The 19,425-nt window shown below is 64.6% G+C and carries 11 protein-coding genes; 3 read left to right on the top strand and 8 right to left on the bottom strand.

What is annotated here, in order from left to right; genetic code table 11:
• Positions 1-10 precede the first annotated feature (10 nt).
• The 7 genes from wecB to ACWPMZ_RS00025 all read right to left on the bottom strand — a co-directional run bounded on the left by wecB (position 11) and on the right by ACWPMZ_RS00025 (position 10,333).
• Positions 11-1,156, bottom strand: coding sequence for a non-hydrolyzing UDP-N-acetylglucosamine 2-epimerase (wecB, locus tag ACWPMZ_RS00055; RefSeq protein WP_455701990.1), 1,146 nt, complete (start codon positions 1,154-1,156; stop codon positions 11-13).
• A complete protein-coding gene (locus ACWPMZ_RS00050; RefSeq protein ID WP_455701989.1) occupies positions 1,153-2,286 on the bottom strand; it encodes a polysaccharide biosynthesis C-terminal domain-containing protein in 1,134 nt (377 codons plus the stop codon). The genes wecB and ACWPMZ_RS00050 overlap by 4 nt, the downstream gene beginning before the upstream one ends.
• Positions 2,283-3,332 carry a polysaccharide biosynthesis protein gene (locus tag ACWPMZ_RS00045; protein ID WP_455701988.1) on the bottom strand — a complete coding sequence of 350 codons (1,050 nt, stop codon included), beginning with the start codon at positions 3,330-3,332 and terminating at the stop codon, positions 2,283-2,285. The genes ACWPMZ_RS00050 and ACWPMZ_RS00045 overlap by 4 nt, the downstream gene beginning before the upstream one ends.
• A gap of 115 nt (positions 3,333-3,447) precedes the next feature.
• Positions 3,448-4,791, bottom strand: a complete 1,344-nt coding sequence (locus ACWPMZ_RS00040; RefSeq protein WP_455701987.1) for an HlyD family type I secretion periplasmic adaptor subunit — start codon at positions 4,789-4,791, stop codon at positions 3,448-3,450.
• 10 nt (positions 4,792-4,801) lie between these two features.
• Positions 4,802-6,532, bottom strand: a complete 1,731-nt coding sequence (locus tag ACWPMZ_RS00035; protein WP_455701986.1) for a type I secretion system permease/ATPase — start codon at positions 6,530-6,532, stop codon at positions 4,802-4,804.
• Positions 6,532-8,130 carry a TolC family protein gene (locus tag ACWPMZ_RS00030; protein ID WP_455701985.1) on the bottom strand — a complete coding sequence of 533 codons (1,599 nt, stop codon included), beginning with the start codon at positions 8,128-8,130 and terminating at the stop codon, positions 6,532-6,534. The genes ACWPMZ_RS00035 and ACWPMZ_RS00030 overlap by 1 nt, the downstream gene beginning before the upstream one ends.
• Before the next feature lie 151 nt (positions 8,131-8,281).
• Positions 8,282-10,333, bottom strand: a complete 2,052-nt coding sequence (locus ACWPMZ_RS00025) for an acyltransferase family protein (protein WP_455701984.1) — start codon at positions 10,331-10,333, stop codon at positions 8,282-8,284.
• Between the two features lie 270 nt (positions 10,334-10,603).
• Here ACWPMZ_RS00025 and ACWPMZ_RS00020 point away from each other — a divergent pair, with 270 nt between their 5' ends.
• Entirely contained in the window at positions 10,604-11,080 is a 477-nt protein-coding gene (locus ACWPMZ_RS00020; RefSeq protein WP_455701983.1) for a hypothetical protein, read from the top strand.
• Between the two features lie 347 nt (positions 11,081-11,427).
• Here ACWPMZ_RS00020 and ACWPMZ_RS00015 read toward each other — a convergent pair whose 3' ends face one another.
• Positions 11,428-15,741, bottom strand: coding sequence for a beta strand repeat-containing protein (locus ACWPMZ_RS00015; protein WP_455701982.1), 4,314 nt, complete (start codon positions 15,739-15,741; stop codon positions 11,428-11,430).
• Between the two features lie 538 nt (positions 15,742-16,279).
• Between ACWPMZ_RS00015 and ACWPMZ_RS00010 the strand changes: the two genes are divergently transcribed.
• Together ACWPMZ_RS00010 and ACWPMZ_RS00005 are read left to right on the top strand one after the other, a co-directional pair.
• On the top strand, positions 16,280-18,199 hold the full coding sequence (locus tag ACWPMZ_RS00010) for a polysaccharide biosynthesis protein (protein WP_455701981.1): 1,920 nt from the start codon (positions 16,280-16,282) through the stop codon (positions 18,197-18,199).
• Between the two features lie 84 nt (positions 18,200-18,283).
• On the top strand, positions 18,284-19,425 hold a 1,142-nt coding region (locus ACWPMZ_RS00005), incomplete at its 3' end, for a UDP-glucose dehydrogenase family protein (RefSeq protein WP_455701980.1).

Here is a 19,425-nt window from a genome sequence, read left to right as displayed (position 1 = left end):
CCCGGCGGCCTCAGTATTCCTTCCACACCGTGCGCTTCACGTAGTCGGTGTAGCTGAGGATGATCCGCAGCACTTTTTCCGAGACGTTCGGCATGGTGTAGTCGGCCACCTCGCGGAAGCCCCGGTCGGCCCCGCGGGGCTGGCTTTCGAGGATCGCGAGGCCCTGCATGATCCGCTCTTCGCCCAGCCCGACCATCATCACGCTGCCCTCTTCCATCGCTTCGGGCCGCTCGTGCGCCTCGCGGATGTTGAGCGCCGGAAAGTTCAGGATCGAGCTTTCCTCGCTGATGGTGCCGCTGTCGGACAGGCAGGCCTTGGCGTGCATCTGCAGGGCATTGTAGTCGAGGAAACCGAAGGGCTTCATCAGCCGGATGCGGTCGTCGAACTCGAGGCCCAGTGCCTCGATCCGCTTGCGTGTGCGCGGATGCGTGCTGACCATGACCGGCATGTCGTAATGCCGGGCGATCGCGTTGAGCGATCCGGCGAGCAGTGCCAGCTTGCCCTCGCCGTCGACGTTTTCCTCGCGGTGGGCCGAAACCACGAAATAGCCGCCCTTTTCGAGGCCGTTGCGCTGCAAGACGTCGCTCGCCTCGATGGCGCCGCGATAATGGGTCAGCACCTCGAACATCGGGCTGCCGGTCTTGATCACCCGGTCGGGCGGTAGGCCTTCGCGCAGCAGGTAATCGCGCGCGATGGCCGAATAGGGCATGTTGATGTCGGCCGTGTGGTCGACGATCTTGCGGTTGGTTTCCTCCGGCACGCGCTGGTCGAAGCAGCGGTTGCCCGCCTCCATGTGGAAGATCGGAATCTTGCGCCGCTTGGCCGGGATCACCGCAAGGCAGGAATTGGTATCGCCCAGCACGAGCACGGCATCGGGCCTGGTCTCTTCCAGCAGGGCGTCGGCGGCGATAAGGATCTTGCCGATCGTCTCCCCCGCCGTTGCGCCGGCCGCTTCGAGAAAGTGGTCGGGCTTGCGCACGCCCAGATCGTCGAAGAACACGCCGTTCAACTCGTAGTCGTAGTTCTGCCCGGTGTGGACGATCAGGTGATCGGTCTCGCGGTCGAGCACAGCCATGACCCGGGAGAGCCGGATGATCTCCGGCCGCGTGCCGACGATCGTCATGACCTTGAGGCGCTTTGGTGCCGTGGCCGTCATACCGTGTGTCCTACCGTGTCGGGGCGCTCGCGGTCGAAGATCTCGTTGGCCCAAAGCAGCGAGACCATCTCGGTGTCGCCGACGTTCGTCACGTCGTGGGCCCAGCCCGGAATCGTCTCCACCACCGTGGGCACCGCGGCGCTGGTGCGCACTTCATGCGTCGCGCCCGTCAGGATGTGGCGGAAACGGAACAGCGCCTCGCCGGCGACGATGAGGAACTTCTCGGTCTTGGTGTGGTGATAGTGGCCGCCGCGCGTCACCCCCGGATGGGCGGTGAAATAGGAGAACTGCCCGCTCTCGCGCGTCTTGAGCATTTCGGAGAACGAACCGCGCGGGTCGGTGTGCGCGACCAGCGGATAGGCGAATTCGCTTTCCGGCAGGGCGGCGACGTAGGTGGCATAGAGCGCCCGGGTCAGGCCGACGCCGACCGGGCCGATCAGCGCGTTCTCGCGGTCGCTGGCGAAGCCCTGGATGGTCTGCGAGGCCTCCCCCACCGTGGTATGGTAGACCTGGCGAGCTTCCGGCCGTGTCACGCCCGCCGGCGGGTCGGCGAGGATTTCCAGCCACTGGTCGATCAGGTCGTCGACGTAGATCAGGCTCAGCGGTGCGGCAGGGTCGTTGACGGTGATTGCAAGCCCGCGCGCCACGTTGTGGCAGAAGGTCGCGATGCCCGAATTGTAGTTCGGCCGCGCCCATTTGCCGAAGATGTTGGGCAGGCGCTGGATAACCGCGGCGAAGCCCAGCTCGTCGGCGCGAGCGGCGAGGATCTCTTCGCCCTGCAGCTTCGACTGGCCGTAATCGTTGGCATCGCCCGCCTTGGCGGAACCGGAATGGATGACCAGCGGCCGGCGCCCGCCGGCCTCGATGGCGTCGCAGATGCGCGCCACGTAATCGCGGTTCGCTTTGTAGAACTCGGCCGGGTCCTCTGGCCGGTTCGCGCCCGCGAGGTTGAAGATCGCGTCGGCCGAACCGATCGCCTCGGCAAATTCCCGTTCCCCGGTTTCGCGGGTGAGCGCGGCGATGGCGGTGAACCCGGCTTCGCCCAAGCGAACAAGGAGGTTCTTGCCGACGAAGCCGTTCGCCCCGGTGACCGCGATCCGCGCGTCCTTGGGGATCGCGCGTTCGCTCACTGTTCGTCGCCCGGTTGCCCGGCCTTGACCCGCTGGATGAACGGCAGCGCCTCGAGCCGCGCGGCCATCTCGTCGGCGGACAGGCGGCGGGTGTTGTGCGAATTGAAGTCGACCGCCTCGCTGATCTCGATCTCGCCCTCGCGGACGAACTTGTCGTAGTTGAGGTCGCGGTTGTCGGGCGGGACGCGGTAGTACTCGCCCCGGTCCTCCGCCACGGCCATTTCCTCGCGGCTGAGCAGCGCTTCGTAGAGCTTCTCGCCGTGGCGCGTGCCGATGACCTGAATCGGGTGGTCGGGCACGCCCATGACCATCGCCGTTGCCCGGGCGAGATCCTCGATCGTCACGGCGGGGGCCTTCTGGACGAAGATGTCGCCGTTCTGCCCGCTGCGGAACGCGTAGAGGACCAGGTCGACCGCATCGTCGAGCGTCATGACGAAGCGCGTCATCGTGGGGTCGGTTACCGTCATCGGGCGGCCCTGCTGGATCTGCCGCACGAACAGCGGGACGACCGAGCCCCGGCTGGCCAGCACGTTGCCGTAGCGGGTGGCGCAGATCGTGGTATCGCTGCCCAGTGCGGTGCGCGCCTTGGCCACGGTCACCTTCTCCATCATCGCCTTGGAGATGCCCATCGCGTTGATGGGGTAGACCGCCTTGTCGGTCGACAGGCAGACGACCCGGCCGACGCCCGCCTCGATCGCCGCGTCGAGCACGTTGTGGGTGCCCAGCACGTTGGTGTTGACCGCTTCCATCGGGTGGAATTCGCAGCTCGGCACCTGCTTGAGAGCCGCCGCGTGGTAGATGTAGTCCACCCCGCGGATCGCGCTGTCGATCGCTCGCTTGTCGCGCACGTCGCCGATGTAATATTTCAGCCGGTTGTCGCGCAGCCGCATGCGCTGGTCTTCCTGCTTCTTTTCGTCGCGGCTGTAGATGCGGATCTCGGCCAGCGGCAGGCGCAGGAAATAATTGAGGATCGTCGATCCGAAGGAGCCTGTCCCTCCGGTGATCATCACCGTGCGGCCGGCGAATTCGTCGTGCTCTGTAGGCACCTGGCCCCCTCGTTCAATCAATGGCTTGGCTGGCGTTGCCGCCGCCGTGTGCGCGCGCCTTATACGCTGCGCCCGGCGCTGTCACCACCGGCCAAGGCGCAACGATTCAAGTGCCCTATTCGCGCAGGGCCCGCTCCTGCAGGCGCGTGAACGGGGTCAGGATGTAGGAGAGCACCGAACGCTTGTCGCCCAGCAGCGAGATGTCGGCCGTCATGCCCGGGCCAAGCTGCAGCGGCGTGCCGTCGGCGTTCTTGAGCGAGCCGTTGGAGCGCACCTGCACGGTGTAGAAGCTATCCCCGCTCTGCTCGTCGACGGTGGCATCAGGCGAGATGGAGACGACGGTGCCATCGAGCTGGCCGTAGACACCCGAATCGTAAGCCGTGATGCTGATCCGCGCTTTCTGCCCCAGACGAACGAAGCCGATGTCCTTCGGGTTGAGGCGGCCTTCGATCATCAGCGTTTCGCCCGACGGCACGAGTTCGACCAGCGGCTGGCCCGCCGCGATCGACCCGCCGACCGTGCTCACCAGGACGCGGTTGATCTCGCCTGCGACAGGGGCGGTGACCACCGAACGGTCGACCCGGTCCTGCAACGCCGGAAGCGTGCTGCGCAGCGCGGCGAGGCGCGTCTGCGCCTCGGAAAGTTCGGCGGCCGAGCGCGAGCGCCAGTCCTGCCGGGCCTGGGCCAGCGAACTGGTCGCTTCGGCGACTTGCGCATGCATGCGCGAGATCGTCGACTGCGCGGCCTGCGCCTGCGAGCGGGCGACCGAGGTCTGGCTTTCCAGCGTCATCAGCGTGGCCCGCGGTTCGATCCCGCGTTCCACCAGCGGACGCATCATGTTGGCCTGCTGTTCGTAGTTGCGCGCCTGTTCCTGCGCGGAGCGATAGTTGGCCTCGGCCTCGCTGACCGCGCGGTTGGACTGGAGGATGCGCGCCTGGCCGGCCTGCTCGAGGCTGGAAAGCTCGGCAACCTGGGAAGCATAGAGCGCGCGCTCGATGGCGACCGCCTCGGCCATGCCCGGTGCGGCGGTGGACGGATAGCTGGGCGCCCGGCCGGTTATCTGGGCCTGGAGGCGCGCGATCTTGGCCTGCAGCGAAGCGGCCGTGACGGCGTTGGAGCCGAAGTCCGCCTGCCGCTGCGTCTTGTCGAGGCGGACCAGCGGCTGACCCGCAACGACCTTATCGCCGGCCTGCACGAGGATCTGCTGAACGATGCCGCCCTCGAGGTTGGAAATAACCTGCAGGCGCGAATCGGGCACGATGCGTCCCTGCGCGTGAACCGAACGGTCGATCTCCGACAGCGAGGCCCAGAGCACGAACAGCACGAAGAAGCCCAGGATCAGCCACAGCAGGAGGTTGGCGACCTTGCGCGGCTCCACGCGGTCGACGACCATGTCCTCGAGGTGCTCGGGTTCGTCCGGGCGTTCCGCGGGAATGCTGATAGTGTTCTGCACGTTCATCGGTTGAACCTCATGCCGCCTTGCGCGGACCCTGCAGGGCCTGGAGCACCTGGTCGCGCGGCCCGTCCTGAACGATACGGCCGTTCTCGATCACGATCAGGCGCTCGACGAGCTGCAACAAGTTGATGCGGTGGCTGACGATGATCAGCGTCCGGTCGGCGACCTCGGCCTTGAGCCGGTCGATCAGTTGCTGCTCGCTCTGCGCGTCCATCGCGCTCGTCGGCTCGTCGAAGATCAGGATTTGCGGCTTGCCCGCGAGGGCGCGGGCGAGGCTGATCGCCTGGCGCTGACCGCCCGAAAGGCCTTCGCCGCGGTCGGCGAGGATGAGGTCGTAGCCGTTGGCCAGGCGGCCCATGAATGCGTGCGATCCGGCAAGCTCGCTCGCGCGAAGCATCTCGTCGTCGTCGATCCCCGGGCGGTCGAGCGTGATGTTCTCGCGCACCGAACCCGAGAGCAGGACCGGTTCCTGCAGCGCGGTGCCGATCTGGCGCCGCATGTTGACGGGGTCGAGCTGGCGCACGTCGGTGCCATCCAGCAGGACGACGCCTTCCTCGGGTTCGTAAAGCCCCAGGATCAGGCGCGTTACGGTCGACTTGCCCGAACCGACCCTTCCGATGATGCCGACCTTCTCGCCCGGCGCAATCGACAGGGAAAGGTTCTCGAGCGACCGCTCGGGCGAGCCGGGATACTTGAAGGCGACCCCGCGCAGGTCGATCCGGCCTTTGAATTCGCTCGGCTTGAGGGCGCCTTCGCCGCCGCCTTCGACCGAATCCTCCATCAGCCGATCGAGCTGGCGATAGGCCGTGCGGGTCATGGCAAAGCGGGTCAGCATCGAAGCGATCTGGCCCAGCGGCTGGATCGCCCTGCTGGACAGGATCGAGGCGGCGATGAGTCCGCCCATCGTGATCGTCTGGTTGGCGATCAGGAAGACGCCGACAATCACCACCCCGGCATAGGACAGGCTGGATGCCGAAGCGGCGACGGTCACGGCGATGTTGGACACAAGCCGCTGGCGCACCGAGGCGCTCGACTGCGAATCGACGGCTTTCATCCACCGCTCGCGCAGAAGCCTCTGCGCGCCGGCGGTCTTCACCATTTCCATCGCCCCGATCATCTCGACCAGCACGGTCTGCTTGCCGAGCCCGCCTTCCATCGTCCGGCTGGACAGGCGGTCGAGCGCCGGCTGGCTGAGCAGGCCGGCCGCGATGGTAATCGGAATGAGGACCAGCGGGACGACCACGGTCCAGCTGCCGATCATCGCGATGATCGCCAGGGTCAGGATGACGAAAGGCACGTCCACGATGCTGATCAGCGTGGCCGAGGCGAAGAAATCGCGCAGCGTTTCCAGTTCGCGCATCAGGCCGGCCAGCTGGCCGGTGGACCCGCGCCTGGCGGCCATGCGGATTTCGACGATCTTGTCGAAGAAGCGGGCGCCGATGTCCCGGTCCATGTCCGCGCCGGCAATGTCGACGAAATAGGCGCGCAGGATCCGCAGGATGAAGTCGAACACCAGCACCACGGCGAGGCCGATGGCCAGCACGGTAAGCGAGTCGAACGCCAGGTTGGGAACGACGCGATCGTAGACTACGAGCGTGAACATCGAGATGACGTAGGCGAACAGGTTGATCATCACCGCCGCGATCGCGACGCGGATGAAGACCGCCTTGTTCCGCATCATGGGCTCCGCCAGCCAGGTGGCGAGGCGCGGCCTGCGTTCTTCGAAGTACTTTCCTACACTCATCAATCCGATGCCCCGGCGTGTTCGATGTCCAGCGTGTCGAGCAACTGCCCGCTGCGCGCGAGCATGTTGTAACGCGCGATGTCGAGTTCGCTCACGGCAGCGACGAAGCGTACTGCGACGTTGAAGTAGTTGGTCTGTGCCTGGAGCACGTCGTACAACGTACCGCGGGCAAAGCGAAACCTTTCGAACAAGGCGTCGCGCGCCTGGCGCGAGGCGAAATAGTTCTCGCGCAGCGCCTCGGCCGACCGTTCCAGCGCCTGCACGTCGGCGTAGGCGATCTGCGCATCGCGCTCGGCCTCGAGCCGGACGCGGTCGTAAGTCGCCTGGGCGCGCATTTCGCGGGCTTGGGACTGGTCCGTCCGCTGCTTCGCCCCGCCGAGGAAACGCTGGCTGAGCGTGACGCTGGCGCGGATGTCGTAGTCGCGGTCGTTCTCGAACACGCCATAGCGGCCCGCGTTGACCCCAACGGAAACGCTGGGCTTTTCCATCGCCCGCATTGCCTTGGTTTCGAAACGGGAGGCGAACGACAGCCGGCGTGCCCGCTCGACCGCCGGCAGATTGTCGACGCTCGCCATCAGCGCATCGAACGTCAGGCCGCCGTCGCGCGCCGCTGGGGCGCGGCCGAGATCGGGCGGGGCTGGCTGGCCGATATAAGCCGCGTACTGGGCCTCGGACGTGCTGAGCTGGCGCTGGAAGTCGGCCAGCTGCGCGAGCGCGGACGCGCGGTAGCTGTCGTACTGGGCGAGATCGGCCGGGGCCGAGACACCTTCGGCAATGCGCTTCTCGATCGCGCCGCGCAGTTCGTCCTGGTTGGCGACGAAAGCCTCGCCGAGCCGCTCGAGCGCGCGGTAGGTGAACACCTGGTACCAGGCGGCGATCGAGGACAGCGCGAGCCGGCTGGCGTAATCGTCGATGTTGGCGTCCGCCGCCGCCAGGCGCTCGTTGGCGCCATCGATGCGGGCCTGCGTCTTGCCGAAATCGATGACGGGCTGGTTGACCTGCAGGATCGCATCGGTCCGTTCCCGCGGCCGCGAGCGTTCGAGAATGTTCTGCGGATCGTTCGAGAAGGCCCGGTCGATGACCCGGAAATAGGTCATGTTGAAATCGATCACCGGGAGCTCGAGCGCGCGCGCCTCGTTGCGCGCCGCCTTCGCCTCGGCCCGGTCGGCCTCGGCCTCGGTCAGGCTGGGGTGCTGGTCGACGCCCCGTCGGATCGCCGCCGCGAAGATGCCGGGATCAGTCGTCCCTTCGGCGAGGGCGAGAACGGGATCGCTCGACCGGTCGAGCGCGAGCGGATCGGCCGAGGGCGACGGTAGCGCGGCCTCGGGCGTGCTCAGCGTCACGTCGGGCTGGCGATAGGGAATTTCCGGCGGCGGGCCCAGCGTCTGCACCGGGACGTCGAGCGGCTGCGTCTGCACTGGCTCGGACTCTTGCGGCAGGACGGGCAGCTGGGTCGTCGGTTCGACCGGCGCCGGCGGACGCGGAGTCGCGCCTTGCTGCGGATCTACCTGCAGCGATTGGGGCGGAGCCGCCTGTGCCTGAAGCGCCGTGGCCGGCAAGGTTGCCGACAGCAGGATGGCAAGGGTTCTAGCCTGCATGATTGATTGCCTGAAAAATCCGTCCATGCGGCTGCCTGGCCGCCGCATCGCCTCGCGCCGTATCTCGCGCGAAATTCGCGCCCGGCATGCGAATGTTAGAATGCTGGCCGATAGTGAGTTTTCCTCGCAAAGCCAAGCGGGAACTGGATTGTCACTGCCCGCCCGGATCCGTTCGGCCTTGGCGCAGGGCCTTTGCCAGAGGCTGAATGGCGCCCGTCGCGCGAAGGGCGCCGTCGATCATGACCAGAGTACCTTCGGCGCTGGGATGGTCATCGTCGAAATACCACGGGGTCGCCCCGATGCCGAGGGCGCAGCGCCCGGGCGACGGCCGGCCGCAGGTTTGGCTGGCGGGGCGGACCCGCACGATGCGCGGATCGGTGCCGAGCGCGTCGAGCATGCTCACCGCATCCGCCGCCCGCTCGCGCCAACGCGCCTCGTCGATCGAGGGCATGGCGGCAGGCTTGCCCTGGAGGTAGCGGTGGACGAGAAACTTCGGCACGTCCCACCCAGGCTCGGGCACGGGATAGACGAGGACGACGGTCTTACCCGCGGCGAGCAGGCGATCGACCGTGGCCTTGACTGCCTGAGCGAACAACCGGTCGCGCGCAGGATCGCGCTCCAGCCCGTCGTCGGGGCCGATCTCCACCCCGCCTTCGCCGTTATCGTAGAAATCGTGATGGAACGAATAGGGCCAGCGGGCCGCCATTGCGACGACCGGGATGTCGGGCTGCGCTTCGAGCCAGGCGAGGACCTTCTCCGCAAAGGCCGGGCAGTGCGGCTGAAGCTCGCTCATCACGCGCGGGTCCGACACGGGCGGGCATCCCGCGGCGACGAGGAGCCGCATCCGGGTCCCCGTCTGAGCGAGCACTGGATCGAAGCCTTGGGCGAGGGCTGCCGCGTGACTGTCGCCGATGATCGCCATGCGCACGGGGCCGCTGGCGCCGCGAAGGCAGCTTTGCTCGAACGTCTTCGTCGTGTTCGGGAGATAGAAGCAGGGGTCCATCGCCTTGGGATAGGATTGCGTCATGTCCGAAACGGCGGCCAGGTTTGCGGGCAACCTGCCCGGGGCGCCGGCCGTGAGCCAGGCGTGGAGCGAGGCTGCCGCGACGACGACAGCGGAGCCAAGCAGCGCAGGCCAGAACAGCCGCGCCGGCGAGCGGGTGCGGTCCCGCGCGCGCCGCTCGATGAAGCGATAGCTCAGCGCGCCCATGCCGAGCGACGCCGCCAGCAGGCCGATGGCGCCGATCGCGGACAGCTGGTTGGGATCGACGACCCGCACGAACGCCAGCAAAGGATGGTGCCAGAGATAGGCGGCGTACGACACCAGCCCGATCGCGACCATCGGGCGCGCGGCGAGAAGGCGGCCAAGAACGCTGGCGGCGGGTGCGCAGGCGATGAGCGCCGAACTCGCGATGACTGCCGGGGCGGTTGCCCATCCGGGCCACAGCGTCAGGTCGTCGATGAGCACGAATGTCGCGGCGAGGGCGGCGAGGGCAGCGGCGGTGGCAAGCTCAGCGAGCCAGGCCGGCGGAAACGCTTTGCCCTGGAGCCACAGGGCGAGCGCACAACCCGTGGCCAGCTCCCAGACCCGTGAGAACGGCAGGAAGAAGCCCGCCGCCGGGTGATGCTGCGCTGTATAGACGGCCAATGCGAACGACACGCCGACCCCGACGAGCATGGCGGCGAGCAGGGCCGAAGGCTTCAACCGCCAAGCCAGCAGCAGAACCAGCGGATAGACGAGGTAGAACTGCTCCTCGACACCCAGGCTCCAGAGGTGAAGCAGGGGCTGGAGCGGCGCTGCGAGCCCGAAATAGCTGCCCGCGGACAGCCAGAAATAGAGGTTTCCTGCCGACGCCAACGAGGCGAAGGCGCTGGCGCCCAGACCGGCCAGTTCCGCCGGGGTCATGAAGAGGTAGCCCGCGGCGAGTGAGAAGGCGAGGACGGCGAGGAGCGGCGGCATGATCCGCCGGATCCGCCGGTCCCAGAAGCGCCAGAGCGAGAAGCGGCCGGCCGCGCGGTCGGCCATGATCACCCGCGTTATCAGGTACCCGCTGATGACGAAGAAGGCGTCGACCCCGGCATAGCCCCCTGGGAGCCAGCTGCGGTCGGCATGGTAGACCATGACGGCCAGCACCGCGACGGCGCGAAGTCCGTCAATATGCGGAATATAGGATCCGGAACGAGGCAACTCACCAAGGGGCATTCGAATTTTGAAATCCCTTCACTCTGGCCGTGCAATTATCCATCCGCCAGAAGGGCTGTAGATTAGTAGGCAATGGCTCGTACATCACACCAAACTGATAATTGCGCGGATTTGCTGCCAGCCAGTCTTCTGGAACAGAGCGAAGCAACTGCTTGGCAGGGAGATCCAACACTCTCTACCAATGGCCATTGGGGTTTCGGAGGAGGGGGTGATAATTGCCCCAGTTCAATCGAGGACCAATCGCAAATCGCAGAAGGGTAAGCTCACCAAATGACAAAGGAACCGAAAAATATCGGCAGGAAATCGGACGGAACTTTCGCATCGGGCAACAGCTTGGGAGGCCGCACTCGGGGATCCCGCAACAAGACCACACTCGCAGTCGAAGCTCTGCTTCAGAACGAACATGAAGCATTGACACGTATCGCAATTGAGAAAGCGCTTGAGGGCGACGTTACCGCGCTACGCCTTTGCCTCGATCGGATTGCGCCTGTTCGCCGCGACACACCCCTATCTTTCAAGCTCTCACCCATTCATTCAGCAGCTGATGTCGCAGTCGCCAGCTCCGATGTCCTGGCCGCAGTCGCTGGCGGGGATATCACACCCGAGGAAGGAGCTCGGGTGATGTCGCTGTTGGCAGCACATGCTACACTCGTCGAAACAGCAGACTTGGAAATGCGGCTAACTGCTTTGGAAGCGCGGATGGATGATGCGAAGGCAACACTCGGTACGAAATGGCCTGCGAAGTAGGATCGCTCGACTGGAGCTCTTGCTTCCCCCACCCGTAGAACCATCCAAACTTGATGGGGTTCTGGCAACAATCCCAGAACGAGACCGGGACGTATTCTTCTCATGCTTGCGGTTTGCTTGGCGAGAAGACGGGTCATGGGATCAAGAAGCCCTCGAGAGATTTTCTGACGACGATAGAGAAACCATTGCGCGAGTTTTCGGATTGCTTTTTCCCGACGCGGTAAAGCGCATGCGAGCCAACACAACGGCCGCGGACTAGCTGTAGTGCACTTCGGCGCTAGCAATAGACACATAGAAAAAGGGGCAGGTCCGTGGACCCGCCCCTTTTCATTTATTTGAAGCGATACTTAGACCGCGGGATTGAACGTCGCGTTGAAGGCGGCAACGCCACCAACGGTATTGACGAAGTTTGCACCGGTGAGGCCGGTCAGGCCGTCATCGAACAGGACCTGGATCTGCAGGTCATTGTTGTTCAATGCACCATCATTATTGATGTCGACCCAGAGCAGGTTCTGATCGGTCTGGTAAACCGCCTGGATGGCGCCACCGGCACTGATCGAAGCCTGCGCATCGCCAAAGTTCGCCTGATTGCCGACGAACTGGAGCTGGCCGGCACCGTTGCCGATGACGAGGCCGAGATCGAAGGCGTCACCCAGACCCACCGTGACAGTGTCGCGGCCGGTCGGGAGGGCGCTGTCGCTCGGCCCGGCGTTGTCATAGACGTAGATGTCGTTTCCGAGACCGCCGTTGAGCACGTCCGGACCCGCACCGCCGAAGATGATGTCGTTGCCGGCATCACCGAAGATGGTGTCGTTGCCCTGCTGGCCGCGGATGCGATCGTCACCCTGGCCACCGCTGAGGGTGTCATCGCCCTGTTGACCGCTAAGCTGGTCGTTACCGATCCCACCATTGAGGGCATCGTTACCACCGCCGCCGTAGAGTTCGTCGTTACCCGAACCCGCGTTGACGATGTCATTACCCGAGCCGAGCGTGATCTGATCATTGCCCGCCAGCGAGTTGATGACCGTGCTGGCGTTTTCGGTCGACCCATGAACAACCGTGGTGATGTTGGTAGCACCGCCAGCACCCGTGATGTTGAAGGTCTGAGTACCGTTGACGAAGCTCGGACCGAAGTTGCCCAGCGTCAGATCGACGGTGTTGCCAGCTGCAACCTGCGAGATGTTGTAGACTTCGATGCCGTCAACGTTGGTGAAATTACCGAAGACAGTCGGACCTGCGCCCGAGCCGTCAATGTTGAAAGCATCGGCACCGTTGGCACCGCCGACAACGAGATCAGCCGCGGTGATGTTGCCAAGGCTCTCATTGAAGGTGAAGGTTCCGATGGCATTGCGAGCGTCGAAAGTGTCGTCGCCGCCGCTCATGATGACAGTGACATTGCCAGCGAAAGCAGTGTCGAACAGCACGTTGTCATTGCCCGTGGTGCCCTGGATCGTGGTCATCCCGGAACCGCCAGCCTGAGCGCCGAGGGTGGCCTGCAGGAGGCCCGGACCGCTGGCAGTGAGGATCTCAACGCCGTCCACCGAAGTGTACGAATCGTCGGTGATCATGCCGCCGGTCTGGATGATAGCGTCCTGGGTGCCAGCGCCGCCGTTGAAGACGGTGGTTGCCCCGAGATCGCCGCCGTTGATCGACAGAATATCGATCCCGGCACCGCCCTGGAAGTTAATGTTGTTGTTGGTGCCGACGTTGATCTTGCTGACCAGCGTCGTCCCGGCCTGTGCCCCGAAAATATTGAAGGCAAAGTCGGGATCGGGCGTGTTGAGGGTGTAACGCGTCGTATCGTCGACATCGTTCAGCAGCGAATTGTCGAGAACGATACGGGTGAGCGTCCCGACGTTGCCGCCGCTGATGGTGATGTCGTTGAGATCAGCGTCGACACCGGCACCGAGGTTGCCGCCGGCGAGGGTCTGCACCAACTCCACACCGGTGACGTTGGTGAGGTTGATCGTCGCCGTGACACCACCGGCGCGGTTGTCGACCTGGATCGCGTCGTAACCGGCGCCACCCGCAAAGATATCGGCCGCATCCCAATCACTACCACCGAGCCCGAGGCTATCAATCCTGACGACATCGCTACCGGTTCCGCCATTGACGGTCTGGTTGCCGAAGCCGGCGATGACGAGGTTGGCGTTGGCCGAACGATCGATTGTCGCCGGATCCACCGCGAAGGCAGTCGGGACCCAGGCATAAGACCATTCCGGATCGATGAAATCGAACAGGCCGGCCGGCGTCGGAGCACTGGCGCTCGGCGCGGCAATGGCGGCGGGCGAGCCAAGGTTGACGGTGTCGTTACCGCCAGCGCTCAGGTCGACCAGCATGCCCTTGGCGAAGTTGGCATTGTTAAGGTTGATCAACTGATCCTGGCTATTGCCGACGATCGTCGTGAGACCGGCGCGGGCTGCGTTGGCGCCCAACGAGACGGTCACGTTGCCGTCAACAAACAGGACCTCGTAACCATTGACGAAACCGCCAGTGTTGACGCCGGCGAACATGCCGTCGGTGACGTTGGCGCCGCTGTTCGAATAGATGGCGTCGAAACCGCCACCATCGACCAGGTTGTCGCCCGCACCGAGATTGCCGTTCATCACGATGATGTCGTTACCGGACCCAGTAAACACGGCATCATTACCCGTGCCCAGGTAAACGACATTGTTGCCCAGGCCGAAAACGGTGTTGTTACCCGCCGTGAGGAAGACCTGGTTGGCGCCGCCAGCAGTGCTGGTGCCGACGTCAATCACGTCGTCGCCAGCACCATCGGTGACCGTGTCATCGCCGCCCTGCGTGGATACACGGCTGGACAGCGAACCGAGCGTGATCACGTCGTCCGCAGCACCTGTCGTGACGTCCAGCCCATAGAGGGTAACCGCCGCAGCATTGATGGTGACGGTTTCAGCAGCGTTACCCGCCACACCGGCAACCGCAGCCTTGAGGTTGCTGCCGTTGATGTAGAGCGAGCCAACACCGGTGGTTGGTGCGTTCGCATCGGTCAGGTTCAGGACATACTGGTTGCCGAATCCTGCGCCAAGCGTCTGAGCGCGGTAAGCGCTGCCGACCGCGGATTCGAGCGCGATGAACTCGAACTGGGCGAAACTGCCGCCGCCTGCAAGCGCGGTATCGCCTTCGAGGACCAGCGTATCACCGAGAACCGAGCCACCCGCGTTGAGCGCGGTGCCGGCACGGAGGATGTCAGCATCGGTCAAAGCGTTATCGCCGCGGAACAGGAAGTAATCGACCGCAGTGCCGGTGGTGACCTGATCGTCGCCACCGCCGTTAGCAAGACCGACCGAGTAGGTGTTGAAACGCGCCTGGCGCCCCGCCACCGTTTCGAGATTAGCGGCTGAGTTGCTCGCCGCAGCCTGTACCGTCAGGCCAGTCGTGAAGGTGCCAGCATTGACGATGTCGTTGCCCGCAGTGCCCGAACCGAGGAAGATCGAATTCACCCCAGCTGCCTGCGCATTCGCCCCAAGCGTGGTGGTGCCAGCGGTGTAGATGCCGACGCCTTCGACGTTCGAGATCTGGCGATACATGGCATCGGTGGTGCCCTGGTCGACGAAGACGACGTCGAAGCCGGTGCCCATGTCGACACTATCGAAAGCGGCGCCAAGGCTGGCGTTAAAGTTGCCGCCGATGCCGATCAGCGAGTCCGAACCATCACCCATCGTGGCAACGAGGCGGACCGAGGTAGTGTCGCGAATCACGTCATTGCCACCGCCGACGTTGACAGTGTCGGTGGTGCCCTGCGCGCGCACGGTATCGTCACCAGACCCGGTCGTGACGGTGTTGGCGCCGCCACCGGTATAAGCGGTGTTGTTGCCGTTACCGAGGTTGAAGGTGTCAGCAAACGCCCCGCCAGTGAAGAACTCCGCACCGGACTGACCAGTGAATGTTACGGACTGGGCCGCCGCGGAGGCACTGATCGTGGCATCGCCATCGCTGTTGTTCGTTACGGTCGTGATCGTGCTGGAAAGCGAGCCATTAATGGTCGCATCGAACGCACCAGCAGCATCATCGATGATCAGCGTGGTCAGAGTGCTGACCTGAAGTTGATTGATGGTCGAATCGCCGTTCAATACGGTGAGGTGAATTTCTTCGATACCTGCGGTGCTCGGCGAACCCATGACTCCCGTCGAGGTTCCGATACGCACCTCGTCGCCGCTGGTGTTGTCGAACACCAGGTTGAGGACCGTTGCGCCTGCAGTGACCGCAGCCTGGAAACCGACCGCAAAATCCGCGCTGCCCACATTGGTCTGGTTGACCAGCCGCACGTTGGCGAGCTGAGTCACTTGATCGAACACAGTGGGGGCCGAGCCGTTTGAAGCAACGAGGTCCGTGATGCCGGAAGAGCTCGACAAGTCGAAGACCAGCGTGTCACCCGAGTCATTGATGACGGTGAAAGTTTCAACCGAATTGAGGATGAATGCCGCAAACGTGTGGATCGTGTCCGCGTTACCAAACACGTTAATTCCGCCAGCACCGCCGGTAAGCGAGCTATCTGCGAAATACTGGAAGTCATCGATCCCGCCCATGCCGAAGGCCTGATCGCCAGCGCCGAAATTGTTGTTCGACGAAATGAAGAGATCGTTGCTGTTCGTGCCGGTCTCAACTTCGGCCGACGGCTGGTCAAAAATATAAGTAGCCATGGTTAACTCCCTAATCAGGGCAGAATCAACGCCCCGCAGATCAAAAACTGAAACTTGCAGCAGCGCACGCGCTTGCCGAAAATGGTGGAACCGGAGTCTTCAAACGGTGAGCGAATGGAAATTCCCCGTAATTAGCCCCTCAAATTCTCGCCTTGCCTCCATTACTCCCAAAACTTGCGAACCCGGCTTGCGAGACTGCGAGCGCCGCATTCGGATGAACGGCAGACGCACTTATGGTCCCAAGCGCCTGCACTCCCTACCAACCCTTTCCCACTGTGACAATCGTGATTTTCATGCAAAAGTCTGATACGCCCGTGCCTTATGCAATCACGCTTAACGTGTTGTAGCGACGCAACCATTTTTAAGCAGAGGCAGATTCGCGCATGCGAGGCCTTTTGCCCGGCAAGGGTTAAACCCCTATTACGAGTCCGAGAAAATGGCTACGGCGCGCCCTCGTCACTAAAAGTCTTTCGCGCAACCCCTTTGCTGGAGCGTGCCACCCTTGACTGTACAACAAGCTCCAAATTGGCGCGGACGGGTGGTCGACCGGGCGACCGTCAGCCTTTCCGGCGCGCTTACGCGGTTCGCCGAACTCGATCCGACAGTTCAACGACGCTGGGTCGCCGCAATGGACGCCTGTTTGTGCCTGCTGGCGACCTGGATTGCCTTCGCGCTGCGGCTCGGCCTGGTTTACCTTCCGCTCAAGCCGTTCGCAATCGTCCTTGCCCTAGCTATACTGTGCTGGGCAGTAGTGGCGCGCCACCTCGGCTTCTACCGGATGATGCTGCGTTTCTCTGGCGGTCAGACGATGTTCGACCTCGTCTGGGCGGCGGTGCTGATGATCGTGATGATGAGCGCGCTGATCCTGGCGCTGCGGGTCGATAGCCTGCCGCGGACCATGGCCGTGCTGCAGCCGATGACCTTCGTGGGCCTGGTCGGCATGTCCCGGTTGGGATTGCGCTTCCTGCTGGTCGATTTCGTGCACCGCGCAGCCGGGCGGGTCGAGCGGGCGGTGGTCATCTATGGCGCGGGGCGCGCGGGGCAGCAGCTGGCGCTGTCGCTGCGGCACGAGCCGCACATCCGCGTGCTCGGCTATTTCGACGATGACTGGCGGCTTCATGGCCAGCGGATCGATGGGCGCCCGATCCACGATCCGGCGCGGCTTTCGGCGGTGGTCCACGGCGACCATGTGGACGAGGTCCTTATCGCTTTGCCGAGCGCCACGCGCGAGCGCCGGCGCGAGATTGTCGAGGCGCTCCAGCCGCACGGCGTGTCGGTTCGCGCGCTACCCTCGACAGCCGAGATCATCGCCGGCGAGGTGACCCTGAGCGACCTGCGCGAGGTCGAGATCGAGGACCTGCTCGGGCGCGATCCGGTGCCGCCGAACGAGCTGCTGCTGGGCCGCAACGTAGCCGGCAAGACGGTTCTAGTGACCGGCGCCGGCGGCTCGATCGGCAGCGAGCTGTGCCGCCAGATTCTGCGTTCGCACCCGCGGCGGCTGGTGCTGGTCGAGCACTCGGAGTTCGCGCTCTACACGATTACCGACGAACTCTCGGCCGACCCCGCGCTGGGCGACTGCGTGTTGGCGAGCGAGCTGTGCAACGTCTGCGATGCCAACGCGGTCCGGCGGATCTTCGCCCGCCAACGGCCCGATACGGTGTTCCACTCGGCGGCCTATAAGCACGTCCCGCTCGTAGAGGCCAATCCGATCGCGGGCGTGTGCAACAACGTCTTCGGCACCCTCAACGCCTGCCTGGCGGCGGAAGCGGCCGGGGTTTCGAGCTTCATCCTCATCTCCACCGACAAGGCCGTGCGCCCGACCAACGTGATGGGCGCATCCAAGCGGGTGTGCGAGCTCGTGCTCCAGGCCCGCGCCGGGGTCGGCGGCAAGACCACCTTCGCGATGGTCCGCTTCGGCAACGTGCTCGGTTCGAGCGGCTCGGTCATTCCGCGCTTCAAGGCGCAGATCGCGGCCGGTGGCCCGGTGACCCTGACCGACCGCGAGGTCACCCGCTACTTCATGACCATTCCCGAGGCCGCGCAGCTCGTGATCCAGGCTGGCGCGATGGCCGACGGAGGGGACGTGTTCGTGCTCGACATGGGCGAGCCGGTGAAGATCTACGACCTGGCACGGACGCTGATCCGCCTGTCGCGCCGCTCGGTGCGCGACGAGAGCAACCCGATGGGCGAGATCGAGATCGTCGAAATCGGCCTGCGCAACGGCGAAAAGAAGTACGAGGAGCTGCTGATCGGCAGCGATCCGCTGCCCACGCTCCACCCGCGCATCATCAAGGCGCATGAGGATTCGCTCCCCTGGGCCGAGCTGGAGGACAAGCTGAACCAGATGCGCGCCGCGGCCGCCGCCGGCGATGGCGAGGGGGTCGTGGCGATCCTACGCGACCTGGTGCCCGGTTTCGAGAGGGCCATCCATTCGCGCGAGCTTCCGGCCGCCGGCTAACCGGTTTGCAACACCTCGGAGCGTAGCTACAGGACCGGCACCGGGCTTTTCGTCCGGACAGCATGGCAGCGGCGAGGGTTTTTGATGAAGATCGCAATGATCGGTTCGGGGTATGTCGGGCTGGTGTCGGGCGCGTGCTTCGCCGACTTCGGACATGACGTGGTCTGCATCGACAAGGACCAAGGCAAGATCGATAGCCTCAAGAACCGGGTCATGCCGATCTACGAGCCGGGGCTCGACGATCTGGTAGCCGCGAACGTCAAGGCCGGGCGCCTGGCATTCGACACCGACCTGGCCGAGGGAATCCGCGGCGCCCGCGCGATCTTCATCGCCGTGGGTACGCCGAGCCGACGCGGCGACGGCCATGCGGACCTTTCGTTCGTCCATGCGGCGGCGCGCGAAGTGAGCGAGGCGCTGGAGCACGATGCGGTCGTCGTGACCAAGTCGACCGTACCCGTCGGCACCGGGGACGAGGTCGAGCGGATCATCGCGTCGAGCGGCTGCACCCACCGGGTTGCCGTCGTCTCCAACCCCGAGTTCCTGCGCGAAGGCGCGGCGATCGGCGACTTCAAACGCCCAGACCGGATCGTCATCGGGGCCGAAGACGATTTCGGCCGCGAGGTCATGCGCGAGGTCTATCGGCCGCTCTACCTCAACGAATCGCCGATCCTGTTCACCAGCCGGCGCACGAGCGAGCTGATCAAGTACGCCGCCAATGCCTTTCTCGCGACCAAGATCACCTTCATCAACGAGATGGCCGACCTGTGCGAGAAGGTCGGGGCCGACGTGCAGGACGTCAGCCGCGGGATCGGGATGGACGGGCGCATCGGCGCCAAGTTCCTCCACGCCGGTCCCGGCTACGGCGGATCGTGCTTCCCCAAGGACACGCTGGCGCTGCTCAAGACGGCCGAGGATTACAACAGCCCGGTGCGGATCGTCGAGGCGGTGGTCAAGGTCAACGAAGGCCGCAAGCGCGCGATGGGCCGCAAGGTCCTCGATGCGCTGGGCGGCATGGGGACGGCGCGCGGACGCAAGGTCGCGCTGCTCGGCCTGACCTTCAAGCCCAACACCGACGACATGCGCGATTCTCCGGCAATAGCTGTCGCCCAGGCGCTGATCGATGCCGGTGTCGAGGTTGCCGCCTACGATCCCGAGGGGATGGAGCAGGCCCGCCCGCTGATGCCCCACGTCACGATGGTCGACAGCCCCTACGCCGCGATCGACGG

The sequence above is a fragment of the Tsuneonella sp. HG222 genome, from assembly GCF_053819185.1.
Note: the sequence above shows the minus strand (reverse complement) of the source record. Positions and strands in the feature narration are given on the sequence as shown.